The organism is Corynebacterium sp. HMSC08C04 (assembly GCF_001807495.1).
Lineage (GTDB): Bacteria > Actinomycetota > Actinomycetes > Mycobacteriales > Mycobacteriaceae > Corynebacterium > Corynebacterium simulans.
Window position 1 is genome coordinate 13,816 of sequence record NZ_KV789191.1, and the last position, 13,851, is coordinate 27,666.

The 13,851-nt window shown below is 61.2% G+C and carries 13 protein-coding genes; 4 read left to right on the plus strand and 9 right to left on the minus strand.

What is annotated here, in order from left to right; all coding sequences use genetic code 11:
- Positions 1 to 4 precede the first annotated feature (4 nt).
- From cysS to HMPREF3169_RS00095, 4 genes are all read right to left on the minus strand, one after another.
- Positions 5 to 1,438, minus strand: a complete 1,434-nt coding sequence (gene cysS, locus HMPREF3169_RS00080; protein WP_070455241.1) for a cysteine--tRNA ligase — start codon at positions 1,436 to 1,438, stop codon at positions 5 to 7.
- A 79-nt stretch (positions 1,439 to 1,517) separates the two neighbouring features.
- Positions 1,518 to 2,000, minus strand: coding sequence for a 2-C-methyl-D-erythritol 2,4-cyclodiphosphate synthase (gene ispF / locus HMPREF3169_RS00085; protein ID WP_061924649.1), 483 nt, complete (start codon positions 1,998 to 2,000; stop codon positions 1,518 to 1,520).
- Positions 1,997 to 2,686: a 2-C-methyl-D-erythritol 4-phosphate cytidylyltransferase gene (gene ispD, locus HMPREF3169_RS00090; protein ID WP_061924652.1), complete on the minus strand. Its 690-nt coding sequence runs from the start codon at positions 2,684 to 2,686 to the stop codon at positions 1,997 to 1,999. Before ispD ends, ispF begins: the two co-directional genes overlap by 4 nt.
- Positions 2,658 to 3,242: a CarD family transcriptional regulator gene (locus HMPREF3169_RS00095; protein WP_061924655.1), complete on the minus strand. Its 585-nt coding sequence runs from the start codon at positions 3,240 to 3,242 to the stop codon at positions 2,658 to 2,660. The genes ispD and HMPREF3169_RS00095 overlap by 29 nt, the downstream gene beginning before the upstream one ends.
- Positions 3,243 to 3,461: 219 nt before the next feature.
- Between HMPREF3169_RS00095 and HMPREF3169_RS00100 the strand changes: the two genes are divergently transcribed.
- Positions 3,462 to 4,055, plus strand: coding sequence for a hypothetical protein (locus HMPREF3169_RS00100; RefSeq protein WP_061924658.1), 594 nt, complete (start codon positions 3,462 to 3,464; stop codon positions 4,053 to 4,055).
- A 106-nt stretch (positions 4,056 to 4,161) separates the two neighbouring features.
- Positions 4,162 to 5,538, plus strand: coding sequence for a DNA repair protein RadA (radA, locus tag HMPREF3169_RS00105; RefSeq protein WP_062043300.1), 1,377 nt, complete (start codon positions 4,162 to 4,164; stop codon positions 5,536 to 5,538).
- On the opposite strand, the gene HMPREF3169_RS00110 is transcribed toward radA, so the two are convergent.
- Together HMPREF3169_RS00110 and HMPREF3169_RS00115 are read right to left on the minus strand one after the other, a co-directional pair.
- Positions 5,535 to 6,272 (minus strand): hypothetical protein, encoded by a 738-nt coding sequence (locus tag HMPREF3169_RS00110; RefSeq protein WP_082778653.1) that lies wholly within the window; start codon positions 6,270 to 6,272, stop codon positions 5,535 to 5,537. The genes radA and HMPREF3169_RS00110 overlap by 4 nt on opposite strands.
- Positions 6,273 to 6,343: 71 nt before the next feature.
- On the minus strand, positions 6,344 to 6,970 hold the full coding sequence (locus HMPREF3169_RS00115) for a carbonic anhydrase (protein ID WP_061924669.1): 627 nt from the start codon (positions 6,968 to 6,970) through the stop codon (positions 6,344 to 6,346).
- A gap of 47 nt (positions 6,971 to 7,017) precedes the next feature.
- Between HMPREF3169_RS00115 and HMPREF3169_RS00120 the strand changes: the two genes are divergently transcribed.
- Positions 7,018 to 7,881, plus strand: coding sequence for an HhH-GPD family protein (locus HMPREF3169_RS00120; RefSeq protein WP_210387426.1), 864 nt, complete (start codon positions 7,018 to 7,020; stop codon positions 7,879 to 7,881).
- Between the two features lie 9 nt (positions 7,882 to 7,890).
- Here the strand turns inward: HMPREF3169_RS00120 and HMPREF3169_RS00125 are convergent, their stop codons facing one another.
- Together HMPREF3169_RS00125 and HMPREF3169_RS12550 are read right to left on the minus strand one after the other, a co-directional pair.
- Entirely contained in the window at positions 7,891 to 9,159 is a 1,269-nt protein-coding gene (locus tag HMPREF3169_RS00125) for a threonine/serine exporter family protein (RefSeq protein WP_070455243.1), read from the minus strand.
- A 47-nt stretch (positions 9,160 to 9,206) separates the two neighbouring features.
- Positions 9,207 to 9,377, minus strand: coding sequence for a DUF4236 domain-containing protein (locus HMPREF3169_RS12550; RefSeq protein ID WP_005529875.1), 171 nt, complete (start codon positions 9,375 to 9,377; stop codon positions 9,207 to 9,209).
- A gap of 195 nt (positions 9,378 to 9,572) precedes the next feature.
- Between HMPREF3169_RS12550 and HMPREF3169_RS00130 the strand changes: the two genes are divergently transcribed.
- Complete coding sequence (locus HMPREF3169_RS00130) at positions 9,573 to 10,820, plus strand: lipase family protein (protein ID WP_070455245.1); 1,248 nt, start codon at positions 9,573 to 9,575, stop codon at positions 10,818 to 10,820.
- A 101-nt stretch (positions 10,821 to 10,921) separates the two neighbouring features.
- Here the strand turns inward: HMPREF3169_RS00130 and HMPREF3169_RS00135 are convergent, their stop codons facing one another.
- A complete protein-coding gene (locus tag HMPREF3169_RS00135) occupies positions 10,922 to 13,642 on the minus strand; it encodes an ATP-dependent Clp protease ATP-binding subunit (RefSeq protein WP_061924678.1) in 2,721 nt (906 codons plus the stop codon).
- Between the last annotated feature and the right edge of the window lie 209 nt (positions 13,643 to 13,851).

Here is a 13,851-nt window from a genome sequence, read left to right on the forward strand (position 1 = left end):
CTCCTTAGGCCAGCGACCAGGTGGGGCCGTCGGCAGTGTCAGTGATGGTGATGTCAGCTGCGGCGAGGCGGTCGCGGACGGCGTCCGCAGTGGCCCAGTCCTTCTCCGCGCGGGCTTGGGTGCGGCGCTCCAGTTCTGCTTGGACGAGTGCGTCCAGCGCTGTATCCGCAGTGCTTGTCGACGCCCCATCTTTCCACTGTTCAGCCAAAGGATCAAAGCCCAGTACTGCGGCCATGGCACGAACAGACTCGGCAATTTGCCGTGCCTGAGCCTCATCGCCAGAGCCCAGGGCCTTATTGCCTGCGCGCACGTTGGTGTGAATCTCAGCCAGTGCCTTCGGAACGGCGATGTCGTCGTTCATGGCGTCCTCGAAGGCCGGGGTCCAGTCTCCTACGACGAGGTCGTCGAACTTGTTCACGAAGTCCTCGATGCGGCGGTAGCCGGCAGCGGCCTCGGTGAGGGCTGCCTCGGAGTATTCCAGCACGGAGCGGTAGTGCGCGGAGCCGAGGTAGTAGCGCAGCTCGACCGGGCGGACGATCTCCAGCATGTTGTCGATGGCCAGCACGTTGCCCAGGGACTTGGACATCTTCTCGCCGGCCATGGTCACCCAGTGGTTGTGCATCCAGTAATTGGCAAACTTATCGCCGGCGGCATGGGACTGCGCGACCTCGTTCTCGTGGTGCGGGAACTGCAGGTCGAGGCCACCGCAGTGAATGTCGAATTCGCCGCCCAAGTAGTAGGTGGACATAGCCGAGCACTCCAAATGCCAGCCGGGGCGTCCGCGGCCCCACGGGGTAGGCCAAGAAGGCTCGCCAGGCTTGGCGGCCTTCCACAGCGCGAAGTCCTGCGGCCCGCGCTTTCCGCGCTTGAGAGCCTCTGGGTCTTCGCCCTGCTCCATCTCCTCGACGCGGTTGCCGGACAGGGAGCCGTAATCAGAATTCTCGGCCGCGACCCAGGCTTGGACGTCGAAGTAGACGGAGCCGGTTCCGTCTGCCCCCGCGGTATCGTCAGATACCGCGTAGGCAAAGCCGGCGTCGATAAGCCGCTGCATGTAGTCCACCATCTGGGTAACGAATCCCGTGGCGCGTGGCTCTACCGATGGCGGCAGGACGCCCAGGGTGTTGTAGGCCTTGGTGAACTCGCGCTCGTAGGTGGAAACCCACTCCCACCAGGGGCGGCCATTATCGGCGGCCTTGGTGAGAATCTTGTCATCGATGTCGGTGACGTTGCGCACGAAGGCGACGTCCAGGCCCTGCGCCATGAGCCAGCGGCGCAGAATATCAAAGGCTACGCCGGAGCGCAGGTGGCCGATGTGCGGCTGTGCCTGCGGGGTGGCACCACACAAGTAAATCGAGGCGTGGCCCTCTTTAACGGGCACGAAATCGCGTTGGCTACGGGTGGCGGTGTCATAAATGCGTAGGTTACTCACCCTGACCATTCTAGGCTATGGGCGCTTGGCTGTTTGCGGTTGCTTTAAGTCACGGCGATGCGCCTTCCACGCGCGCCTTTCCCGGGAATTACTGTTTCCAGACCACCGCCGTCGCCACCGCGGCGCGGCCTTCGGAGCGGCCGGTGAATCCCAGGTGGTCGGTGGTGGTAGCGGAGACGGAAACGGGAGCGCCTAAAATCTCACTGAGCACGCGCTCGGCCTCTTCGCGGCGCGGGCCCATCTTCGGGGTTTGTCCCACCAGCTGAGCTGCGGCGTTACCAATCACGAAGCCATTTTCTTCAAGCAGTTCACGGCACTCGCGCAGCAGGCGCTCGCCCGAAACGTTGTCGTATTCTTTGCGCCCAACACCCACGAACGAGCCCAAGTCACCGAGGTTGGAGGCGGACAAGAGGGCGTCGACAAGCGCGTGGCTAACCACGTCGCCGTCGGAGTGGCCCTCGCAGCCATCGACGTCGTCGAAAAGCAGCCCAGCAATCCAGCAGGGCTTGCCTTCCTCAATCTGGTGGGCGTCGGTGGCAATGCCTACGCGCGGGATGATGGGCTGGGTCATGAGAGCTCCTTGTTTAAAATCGCCGTGGCCAGCGTGAGATCGATGGGCGTGGTGATTTTGAAAGCTAGTGGGTCGCCCTCAACGGTGGTGACGGGGACGCCGAACCATTCCATCAGGCTGGCATCGTCAGTGGCCACGAATTCTTGCTGGCCTGAGAAGTAGGCTTCGTTCGCTTCGCGCAGCTTAGCCACGCGGAAGCCCTGCGGGGTTTGGACCGCGCGCAGCTTTGAACGGTCCGGGGTGGATACGACGCGGTGCTCGTCGACGACCTTGATGGTGTCCGCGACCGGCAACACCGGGATAACCGCGGGGGCGCTGCGCACGGCCTCGGCAACGCGCGCGATCATCTCGGGCGGGGTTAGCGCGCGGGCGGCGTCGTGAATGAGGACGATGGCATCGTCGGGGATGTGCTGGAGACCAGCCCATACGGAGTCGGCGCGCTCGCCGCCGCCGTGGACCAAGTGAGCGCCGGGCAGCAGGGCGCGTGCGTGCTCCTCCATCTCGGGGCTGACGGTGACGATCAATTCGTCACAGACCTCCCCCATGGCCGCCGCAGAACGCTCCAGCAAAGTGCGGCCTTCCAGCTCAACATAAGCCTTCGGCAATTCGGCGCCCAAGCGGGTGCCCATGCCTGCGGCCGCGATGAGGCCGTAGACCTTAGTCTTCGTCGTCGAAGGAGAGGTCATCGAGATCGATGTCGTTGTCGATATCGGTGGTGATGGACTTGTCCTCCACGATGCCGGCAGCGCGGTGGCGCTCGATGGTGGCATCGATTTCTTCCATCATGGTGTCGGCCTTCTTTTCATCGACCGGGGAAGCCAGCGCGAGCTCGCCCACGAGAATCTGGCGAGCCTTGGTAAGCATGCGCTTCTCACCAGCGGACAGGCCGCGATCCTGGTCACGGCGCCACAGGTCACGAACTACTTCCGCGACCTTGTTGATGTCACCAGAGGCTAGGCGCTCCTGGTTTGCCTTGTAACGGCGGGACCAGTTGCCGGCCTCTTCCACGTCGAGCTCACGCAAAACGGAGAAGACGCGCTCGAGGCCTTCCTTGCCCACGACGTCACGCACACCAACGGTCTCGGCGTTCTTCGAAGGCACTCGAACCACAAGGTCAGACTGGTTGATCTGGAGGACGAGGAACTCCAGGGTCTCGCCGCCCATCTCACGCTGCTCAATGTCAGTAATCCTGGCAGCACCGTGGTGCGGGTAGACGACGACCTCTCCGACCTTAAATTCCATTCCCACTCCTTGTTTAATGTTCGTGCCTCGCGCGGCACGCATACAGGGCAACCAGTTTAGCACGTAGAGCTTTTGCGCTTGTCGACGCCCATGGTCTACCCCCGTATTACCCCGCCACCTACCCAACGGGTTTAGAGGAAACTGTGTACTTGGGGCGGAAAGGTACTAGGCTAAAGCGTTGATAAGCTTTGTGATCGCAATCTATGGAGGACCCTCAAAGTGCAGCCCTTGAAGACCGCCGCTCGTCGCGGTGCCATCATTTCCGTAACCGCCCTGTCTGCGCTGGCTCTGGCTTCCTGCTCGGCAGGCCACATCACTCAAACTTCCCAGAAGGTTGCGGCTGTCGATGGTTCCTCCGCTGCTACCGAGGACGGCGCTGTCGCAGTCCGCGACGTCACAATCCAGGTTGAGCCGGATTCCGGTGAGACTTCCCTGAAGTTCGTTGCCGTCAACCAGGGCTACGACGTTTCTGACGTCACCCTGGAGTCCGTTTCCGTCGATGGCCAGGACGTAGAGTTGGGCTCCACGAAGCCGATGGCCCGTGACCAGTCCATCATCGCTGATTCCGCCAAGAACCTGGAAGAGCTGAAGAAGGACAAGAAGAACAAGAACGTTCAGTACGTCGAGACCTCCCTCGAGAATGAGGACTTTGGCTACGCCGGCTCCCGCCCGGTTACCTTCACATTCAACAACGGCACCATCGAGGTGGACGCAGCTGTTGCCGCTTCCCCGCTGAAGTCCGGTGAGTACAACCGCGACGTTGAGTCCACCGAGGGCTTTACCACCGAGTCCCCTGAGGCATCTCACCACTAAGCCTCCGGGTGAAATAAGCCCTTTAATTAACCCTTCGACCCCGCACTTCTAAGTGCGGGGTTTCTCGTTGGCGCTCGTGTCCGGCGGGTGTTTTAGAGTTACTGGCATGGCTAAGAAATCGCGTCCAATCCACACCTGTTCCGAGTGTGGCTACGTCTCTCCGAAGTGGCTAGGCCGCTGCCCAGATTGCGGCTCGTGGGGAACGCTGCAGGAATCCGCCCCGGCTGCTTCTGAGGGCACGGCTGCCTCGGCTGCGGTGACCGGGCAGATGGTCAAGGGTCTAACGCCTTCCAGCCCGGCGCAACCCATCACCAAGATTGGGGCGAGTGCTACTAAAACCATCAACACGGGTATCGGCGAGTTAGACCGTGTTTTGGGCAAAGGCATCGTTCCAGGCTCGGTTGTACTCATGGCCGGCGAGCCCGGCGTTGGTAAGTCAACGTTGCTGCTGGAGGTGGCTTCAAGGTGGGCGCAGCTCGAACGCACGGCGCTATATGTCACCGCAGAGGAGTCAGCGGGCCAGGTAAGGGCGCGTGCCGAGCGCACTGACGCGCTCCACGAGACCCTCTACCTAGCCGCCGAGTCTAACTTGGACGTAGTCTTCGGCCACGTTGAACAACTCAAGCCCAGCCTTATCATCGTGGACTCTGTACAGACTATGCATGCGGCAGGCGTCGAGGGCGTAGCTGGCGGCGTGGCCCAGTCACGCGCGGTCACTGCGGCGCTAACCACCCTGGCAAAGTCCACCGGCATTCCGGTGCTGCTTGTGGGCCACGTAACCAAGGACGGCAACGTTGCAGGTCCCCGCGTACTCGAGCACTTGGTTGACGTGGTGTTGAACTTCGAGGGTGACAGGCAGTCCAGCCTACGCATGCTGCGCGGCATCAAGAACCGCTTCGGCGCCACCGATGAAGTGGGATGTTTCGAGCAGACTTCCGGCGGCATTCGCGAGGTAGCAGATCCTTCTGGGCTCTTCCTCTCCCACCGCGGGAGCACGCCGGATGGCTCCGCGGTCACCGTTGCCATGGACGGTGTACGCCCCATGCTCGCGGAGGTTCAGGCGCTCACCGTGGATCCAGTGGCAAAGAACCCGCGCCGCGTGGTCACGGGATTGGACTCCAACCGCGTGCCCATGGTGCTGGCGGTTCTGCAGGCACGCGCAGGAGAGCGCACTAATGACAAAGACGCCTACGTCGCCACCGTGGGCGGCGTGCGCATCCAGGAGACCGCCACGGATCTTGCCGTAGCGCTTGCCACCTGGTCCTCTTTGCATGAAAAGCCGCTACCGCCCAAGACGGTGGTCATCGGTGAGGTGGGCCTGGCTGGCGAGCTGCGCCGCGTGCCCAACCTGGATCGCCGCTTGAGCGAGGCCGCGCGCTTGGGCTATGAAAACGCAATCGTCCCGGCGGGCAAGGTGGATGCCGCCGGGATACGGGTGCTGCAAGCTGGAACTTTGGGCGAGGCCATCGCCCTTTTGCGCTAGCTATCGAGGTTGAAGGTTTCTGCCTTCGAGGCGTGGTTACCAATAACTGCGTGCATGAAGTAGCCACCCACCGGGGCCGGTGCACGGTCATTGCACTGGTTTGGCTGGGACATTTTACGGGACCAATCAGCCTGGAAGGTGCGCTGCTTGCCTGGCTCGAAGGTGACCTCACCAGTATCCACCGGCGGGAAGCAGTCAGTATCAGCCCACTTCTTCTCATTGGTGGAAAGGTCATAGACCTCAAAGCGCAGGATGTCCTTATCTAGGTCAATCACGCAATCAGCGGCGGTAGGGTTCTTGACTTCCATGAAGAAGGTTGGGTACTCGCCCTCACTGTAGCTAGGTTGGCTGACAGTACCTACGATCTCCAAGTCCTCCAAGGCGCAGGTATTCTTAGCCGGCTCCGCGCCCGCGCTAGGCGCCGGATAAGGCGAAGACTCGCTTGGGTTTGCAGCGCTGCTGTCGGCGCTGCTTTCCGCACTGCTCGGCGCGGCGCTTACGCTGCTCGATGCCGCATCACTAGTTGGGGCAGCGCTCGTCTTGCTGGTCTCCGGCACAGCCTCCGAGCCGCGGGCGCTGGTAGCAGCGGTAGGCACCGATTCATCGGAGCCGCCGAACATGCTGGTCGCTGCCCAGATGAGCAGCCCGACGAGCACCAAAAGTCCAATCAGCGCAGCAACGCGGCGGCGCATGTAGATCTCTTGGGGCAGGGGTTTGCGTCGGTTATCAGTCACGCTTCCGATTTTAAAGGGTGACACAGACAAACTTGCACCAGCCCTCGCCGCGTGTCTAGGCCTAAATGGCCCTAGTCCACGCCGTGGCGCACCACAGTTTCCACGCTGGAATCTTCCAGCAGGTAGCGCAGGCCGACAACGCCGAGCGTGCCGGCGTCGAGAAGCCGCCGCGCCGCCGGCACATCAGCGATGATCTGAGAGACCGTTTGGGCCGTGTTCTCGCGCTCGAAATCGGGCCTAGTCTCACGGCCTTGGCGCTTGGCCTGCAGCGCCGAAGCCGCGACCTTCTCAATGATGGGTCGCTGCAGCCCGGTCGGCAGGTTGATCTCTCCGTTCAGGAACGCCGAGGCCGCGCCCACCGCACCGCAGGACTGGTGGCCCATCACCACGAGAAGGTTGGCGTTTAAGTTCTCCAAGGCATAGTCCAGCGAGGCAAGCACCGCGTTGTCCAGGATATGGCCGGCGGTACGAATGACGAAGGCATCGCCGAAACCGATGTTAAATACGTGCTCAATCGGGGCGCGCGAATCGGAGCATGCCAGCACGATGACGCGCGGGTCTTGGCCCCGGGTTAGCCGGGCGCGGAGGCGCGACTCAGTGTTGACGGAGATAGCGTTTCCACTGACCAGGCGCTCGTTTCCAGCTTGTAGGGCTTCCCAAACTTTTTGGGGATTTTTCGGGACTTTTGAAAGTGGCATGGATTCAACTGTAGTCCCGAACGCCGGCTGGCTTACACTGTTTCCCGATGATTAACACCGCTGCTCTTTTGGACTGGTTTGATTCAGCCGAGCGTCCCCTCCCCTGGCGCCGCCCCGGTACCTCCGCGTGGGGCGTCCTGCTCAGTGAGGTCATGAGCCAACAGACTCCGGTCGCACGGGTGGCTCCGGTGTGGGAGGAATGGATGCAGCGGTGGCCTACCCCGGCCGACTTTGCGGCGGCCTCCCGCGCGGAGGTGCTGCGCGCGTGGGGCAAGCTGGGTTATCCCCGGCGCGCGTTGCGCTTGTGGGAGTGTGCGCAAGCCATAGGTGAAAAGCCGGTACCAAGCGACGTCGAGAAGCTGCTGGAGCTGCCCGGCATCGGCGATTACACAGCGCGGGCGGTGGCTTGTTTCCACTACAAGCGCAACGTGCCGGTGGTTGATACCAATGTGCGCCGAGTTTACGCGCGCGCCGTGGACGGCCGATTCCTGCAGCCGCAGCCTTCGAAGAAGGAACTTTCCGCCGTGGAAAAGCTCCTCCCGCCAGAAAATGGTCCACGTTTTTCGGCCGCGCTCATGGAACTCGGTGCTTTGGTATGCAAGGCAAAGGCCCCCAATTGTGAGGGGTGCCCGCTTCGCGAAGGTTGTGCCTGGCAGCTGGCGGGCTGCCCGCAGCCTAGTGAGGCCGAGCTTTCCAAGGCCAAAAAACGCGTGCAAAAGTTCCAAGGCACCGACCGCCAAGTGCGTGGGCTGATTCTGGATGTCCTGCGCGGCGCCGATGCCCCGGTGCCGAAGAGTAAAATCGATGTGGTGTGGCCCGATGCGGCGCAACGCTCGCGGGCGTTGGCTTCGCTGCTTGACGACGGCCTCGCGGAGCAAGATTCCCAGGGACTTTTCCACCTGCCCCATTAAGGCGGCGTTTTAGTAGCGCGAATCGTGTGGTTGGCGCGAGAAATCGATAAGCCGGCCCAGTGCCCAGTCTTTGTCAGTAAGCAGGCGCGCGAAGATGAGGCCGCAGCCGATGGAGAGCACAATCATCGAGGCCGTGGCGAGATTGGACAACGCTTGATCCATGTTGCCGGCATTCAAGTGATAGACAGAGCGAAACATCGCTGCGCCGGGAATCATGATGACTGCGGCGGGAACCGTGGTGGTGATACGTGGCAGATGCATGGTGCGCGCCACGCGCCCGCCCAGCAGACCGATGATCGTGCCGCCCACGAAAGCTGCGAAGTAGCTGGTCACTCCCAGCTCTAGGATGCCCAAGCGCACCATGTTGGCTACGGTGCCTACTATTGCGGCGGCAATCACCATGCGCCGCGAGGAATTAAACAGGAAGGCAAAGCCGGCGATGCCTAAGAAGCTAGCCAGGATGGCGGCTGCGTACCAGCTGGCATCGGGCACAGGTGGCGGCGCAATTGGGGTAAGTTCCGTGAACCAGCTGACCATGGCCACCGTGAAGGTAGCCGCGATGATGACGGTCAGTGCGTAGCTAAGCCGCGCCATGCCGGCGTCAAAGTCAAAGCGCGCCAAATCAATCAGCGCGGAAAACAGCGGGAAGCCGGGAATCAGGAAAAGTACTGCGGCTACATAGCCCGAGGAGAAGTCTGTGGGATTGGCTAAGCCAGCAATAGACAAAAGCTCGGTGCTCAGGAAGTAGACCAAGCTCGCCGTGGCGCCACCTGCCACAATGCAGCCGATCTGGTGCACGTGCTTATGATGCAGCGCCCACCTGACAAACTGCCCGCAAAAGGCAGCGAGCGCGACCAAGAAGACAACATAGGACTGGAAATAGTTAAGCACTGAGAAGGAAGCGCAGGCCACGCCCGCGGCAGTGGCCAAGGTAAAACCATTCCAGCGCTTGCGCACGTGAGACTCGATGTCATCGAGGAAAGCATCGAGTTCTTCCGCAGTAATGCCGGCGTAGAGGCGATTATGTGTGAGATCCTCAAGGGCCTCGATACGCGATGCGTCGACAGCTGGCGAATGCTGCTGCGCCACCACGGTGCGAAAAGCTCGCCCCTTATGGAAGGTGCACGTAATTTGGGTAACGCCTACGTTGGCGTCCAACCGGGAAAAGCCTAGAGCGCGGGCCGCGCGCTTCATTCCGCGCAGCGCACGATAGCCCGACGTGCCGGCGCCCATAAGCAGCATGCCAAGGCGCAGCACAACGTCGGCTTCAATGCCCATGCGGACATAGTCACTCGTAGGTTCTTCCATGGTTGCGACCTTGTAATTTAGCGCCAGCGTCCCCGGAAGTTCAGCCCGCCAGGCAGGTTGATCCACATGCCGCCGCGGGAGTTGAAGGTCACCGGCCCCACCTTGGTGGACATGGATGCCCCAGAGCCGGAGATGTTGATCCAGCTATTCTTGCCGGTTTTCTTACGAGATCGGTATTGAATGCCCATGGCTATACAGTTTAGCGCGGTGGTCTCAGCGCGCTATCGCATTGCGGCGCCTTAGCGCCCTACTCAATGTGCCTACATGCCAAATCGACGGGACAACGCCCGCAGATTCGGTCACGATTTGGCATCTAGGGCGGCAAAGCCGCAATCGCACGCCTCAGCCCGGAGAAAATCCCCCATGCCAGTAGACTGGAATCCGTGAATTTCCTGCGCCTTCTTACCCCTACTGTCACCAGCTTGCTCCTCTTTGCACCGAGCATGCCGGCTCAGGCTGCGCTGAGTTCTGGCTCCTCTATGGCGGGTTCCTCGCTCAGCAGCGCCCTCGTGGCGGATTTCTACGAAGATGAGCCCGAGGGCGTCGCCAATGCTGAGCCCGGCACCGTGCTGCGCCGCGAGAACATAGCGCACGGGGTCGAACGCATTCTTTATTCCTCCCGGCTTGAAGATGGCACTCCCACTTATGTTTCGGGCACCGTCATGGAGCCGACTGAGCAGTGGGAAGGCCCGGGTGAGGCTCCCACGGTGGTGATGGCTCCGGGCACCCGGGGAATGGCGGATAGTTGTGCGCCTTCGCGAAGCAAGGGCTTTTTAGGCCCGGTCTCGTTGTTGGGGTCTTCCATCAATGTCAACTATGAATCCCCGTTGTATTCCAAGTTCCTGGACCGCGGAATGCGCCTGGTCATCACGGATTACATTGGTTTGGGTACCCCGGGTGTGCACACCTATGCCAACCGGCTTGAGCAAGGGCACGCGCTTATCGACGCCGCACGGGCCGCCGCATCTGGGCCCGTCGCATTCTTTGGCTATTCCCAGGGTGGCGGTGCTGCAGCCGCTGCGGCTGAGCTCGTTCCGGAATATGCGCCGGAGCTAGACCTGCGTGCGACTTTTGCGGGCGCTCCTCCGGCAGACCTAGTGAAGGTGCTCGCCGGTTCCCCACGGCTTGGGCCGAACTTGGCCTATGCCATTGAAGGATTTAGCGCCCGTTCGCAGGATTTCTCCGCCGCGGTCGACGAGTACTTCAACGCCAAGGGCAAGCACTGGTTGGAAGAAAACTCCCGCTCCTGCATCGTGGATTCCTCGATGCGCTGGTCCATGACGGATCTGTCCGAGCTCACCGACACTGGAATTTCGATGAGCGAGTTCATCACCTCCGATGAGCGGGTGCGCTCCGTGCTGGAAGCACAACGCATCGGCAACCTGCGCCCGGCCGGCAAGGTTTTGGTGGGCAGCGCACCCAACGACGACATCGTGGACCACGCCCAAGCAATGCAGCTAGCCACCGACTGGCAAGAGCTCGGCGGTGAAGTAGAAACCCTCGAAGACCGCGGCGGTGCACTCTCCTCCCGCGTTGCCGGCGGCCACATCGCAGGTCTTATCGGACAATATGAACCAGCAATCGATTGGCTCGAAGAGACCCTAAGCACCGAAGCAGATTCTGCGGAGTAGAGCAGAAACTTAGCGAACCTAGAAGAAGGAAAACGAAAGGGGCGCCTGCGTACTCATGTTGTACGCAGGCGCCCCTTTTGCTTTTCAGCTAGCGGCGAGCCTTAGAGTGGCTGGCCAGCACCAGCTGCTGGTGGGTTGCCCTCGCCGTCGTCATCATTGGACTCTGGCAAGACGTCGCTGGAGAGGATATCCGGGGTGTCGGTGGAATCTGCAGCGGTAGTCTCTTCCTCGTTCTCGCGCACCTCAGCGTCAGCGAGGTCATCCTCAAAGGTGCCCTCCGGTAGCGGGCGCGGACGCGGCGTGAAGGTGAAGGTGGCCTTGGAGTTGTCCTTGGACTCACCATCCCAGTTCTCCACGTCAACGGTGATGATTTCACCGGCGCCGATTTCGCCGAAGAGAATCTTCTCAGAGAGCTGATCCTCAATCTCGCGCTGGATGGTGCGACGCAGCGGGCGCGCACCGAGGACTGGGTCAAAGCCGCGCTTTGCCAGCAAGTCCTTTGCCTTCTGAGTCAGCTCGATGCCCATGTCGCGCTCAGCCAGCTGCTTCTCCACGCGGCCGATGAGAAGCTCAACCATCTCGACGATCTGCTCCTGAGTGAGCTGGTGGAAGACCACGATCTCGTCGATGCGGTTCAGGAACTCTGGGCGGAAGTGCTTCTTCAGCTCATCGTTGACCTTGTTCTTCATGCGCTCGTACTGCGCATCAGAATCGTTCTCAGAGGAGCCGGTGAAGCCCAAGCCCACGGCCTTGGAAATGTCCTGGGTGCCCAGGTTCGAGGTGAAGATCAGAACGGTGTTCTTGAAGTCCACGATGCGACCCTGCCCGTCGGTCAGGCGGCCGTCCTCGAGGACCTGCAGCAAGGTGTTGTAAATCTCCTTGTGGGCCTTCTCGATCTCGTCGAAGAGAACCACGGAGAATGGCTTGCGGCGAACCTTCTCGGTGAGCTGGCCGCCCTCTTCGTAGCCGACGTATCCCGGAGGAGCACCGAAGAGTCGGGACGCGGTGAAGCGGTCGTGGAACTCGCCCATGTCGATCTGGATGAGGTCATCATCAGAGCCGAACAGGAAGTTAGCCAGGGACTTGGAAAGCTCCGTCTTACCAACGCCGGACGGGCCGGCGAAGATGAAGGAGCCGGAAGGACGGCGTGGGTCCTTGAGGCCTGCACGGGTACGGCGGATAGCACGGGAGACGGCCTTGACGGCATCGTCCTGGCCAATAATGCGCTTGTGCAGCTCCTCTTCCATGTGCAGCAGACGGGAGGATTCCTTCTCCGTCAGCTTGAGCACAGGGATGCCGGTCCAGTGCGCCAGAACCTCTGCGATTTGGTCCTCGCCTACCTCGGCGATCTCCTCAAGGTCGCCAGAGCGCCACTGCTTTTCCTTCTCCGCGCGCTCTTCACCGAGCTTGCGCTCTTGGTCACGCAGGCCAGCTGCCTTCTCGAAGTCTTGAGCATCGATGGCGGTTTCCTTTTCCTTGCGCACCTGGGCGATGCGCTCATCGACCTCACGCAGGCCTTCCGGCGCGGTCATGCGCTTGATGCGCATGCGGGCGCCGGCCTCGTCGAGGAGGTCGACTGCCTTGTCCGGCAGGAAGCGGTCATTAATGTAGCGGTCAGACAACGATGCCGCAGCCTTCAGTGCTTCATCGGTGTAGGAGACGCGGTGGTGTGCCTCGTACTTATCGCGCAGGCCCTTGAGAATCAGGATGGTGTCATCCAAGGATGGCTCGTCCACCTTGACCGGCTGGAAGCGACGCTCCAGTGCGGCATCCTTCTCGATGTGTTTGCGGTACTCATCGAGCGTGGTTGCACCAATGGTCTGCAGCTCGCCACGGGCTAGCTTTGGCTTCAGCAGCGAAGCAGCATCGATAGCACCCTCTGCGGCACCTGCACCAACGAGGGTGTGGATCTCATCGATGAACAGGATGATGTCACCGCGCTGGTTAATCTCCTTCAGGACCTTCTTCAGGCGTTCCTCAAAGTCACCGCGGTAACGGGAACCTGCAACGAGGGAACCCAAGTCCAGCGAGTAAAGCTGCTTATCCTTCAGGGTCTCTGGGACCTTGCCGTTGACGATGTCGAGAGCCAGGCCCTCAACGACGGCGGTCTTACCAACGCCCGGCTCACCGATGAGGACCGGGTTGTTCTTGGTACGGCGGGAAAGCACCTGCATGATGCGCTCAACCTCGGACTCGCGGCCGACAACTGGGTCAAGCTTGCCGTCCTTGGCTGCCTGGGTGAGGTTACGGCCGAACTGGTCCAGCACCAGGGAGTTGGAACGCTCGCCGGAACCCGACGGCGCGGTGCGGCCGCCAGAACCAACGCCGGCGCCAGCGCCGACGGGACCGCCCTGGGACTGGCCGTCATTTTCACCATTGCCACCCTCGTAACCAGAAAGCAGCTGGATAACCTGCTGACGCACGCGTGGAAGGTCAGCACCGAGCTTGATCAGCACCTGCGCAGCAACGCCTTCACCCTCACGGATGAGGCCGAGCAGGAGGAACTCGGTGCCGATGTACTTGTGGCCCATCTGCAGGCCCTCGCGCAGGGAAAGCTCCAAGACCTTCTTAGCGCGTGGAGTAAACGGAATGTGGCCGGTGTGCGGCTGGGAGCCGTGGCCAATGATTTCCTCAACCTCGCGGCGCACGTCCTCGAGCGAGATGCCCATGGACTCGAGGGCCTTTGCGGCAACGCCTTCACCCTCGTGGATGAGGCCGAGCAGGATGTGCTCGGTGCCGATGTAGTTGTGGTTGAGCATGCGTGCTTCCTCCTGCGCCAAAACGATGACGCGGCGAGCACGGTCAGTAAACCTCTCGAACATTGCCTTATACCTCTATGCTTTCGCTAATAATGTGTCATCCACTCTAACGCGCTGACTGGACATGCAATTCGCCGTTTTTTAAACCCACCCATCTATATACCCATTTCCCCTGCTCACACCACTGTACGCCGGTAGCGAACAGGAAGTTTATGCCACTTGTATGCCCCTTTTCGCTTAGCGATGTCCGTTTGGCCGTTACTCTTAATTAA

Excerpts from the sequence above, each read along its gene's own strand:
- HMPREF3169_RS00115 (WP_061924669.1), bottom strand. The coding sequence starts at position 6,970 with ATGCCACTTTCAAAAGTCCCGAAAAATCCCCAAAAAGTTTGGGAAGCC.
- HMPREF3169_RS12550 (WP_005529875.1), bottom strand. The coding sequence starts at position 9,377 with ATGGGCATTCAATACCGATCTCGTAAGAAAACCGGCAAGAATAGCTGG.
- radA (WP_062043300.1), top strand. The coding sequence starts at position 4,162 with ATGGCTAAGAAATCGCGTCCAATCCACACCTGTTCCGAGTGTGGCTAC.
- HMPREF3169_RS00135 (WP_061924678.1), bottom strand. The coding sequence starts at position 13,642 with ATGTTCGAGAGGTTTACTGACCGTGCTCGCCGCGTCATCGTTTTGGCG.
- HMPREF3169_RS00095 (WP_061924655.1), bottom strand. The coding sequence starts at position 3,242 with ATGGAATTTAAGGTCGGAGAGGTCGTCGTCTACCCGCACCACGGTGCT.
- HMPREF3169_RS00120 (WP_210387426.1), top strand. The coding sequence starts at position 7,018 with ATGATTAACACCGCTGCTCTTTTGGACTGGTTTGATTCAGCCGAGCGT.
- ispF (WP_061924649.1), bottom strand. The coding sequence starts at position 2,000 with ATGACCCAGCCCATCATCCCGCGCGTAGGCATTGCCACCGACGCCCAC.
- HMPREF3169_RS00125 (WP_070455243.1), bottom strand. The coding sequence starts at position 9,159 with ATGGGCATTGAAGCCGACGTTGTGCTGCGCCTTGGCATGCTGCTTATG.
- ispD (WP_061924652.1), bottom strand. The coding sequence starts at position 2,686 with ATGACCTCTCCTTCGACGACGAAGACTAAGGTCTACGGCCTCATCGCG.
- cysS (WP_070455241.1), bottom strand. The coding sequence starts at position 1,438 with ATGGTCAGGGTGAGTAACCTACGCATTTATGACACCGCCACCCGTAGC.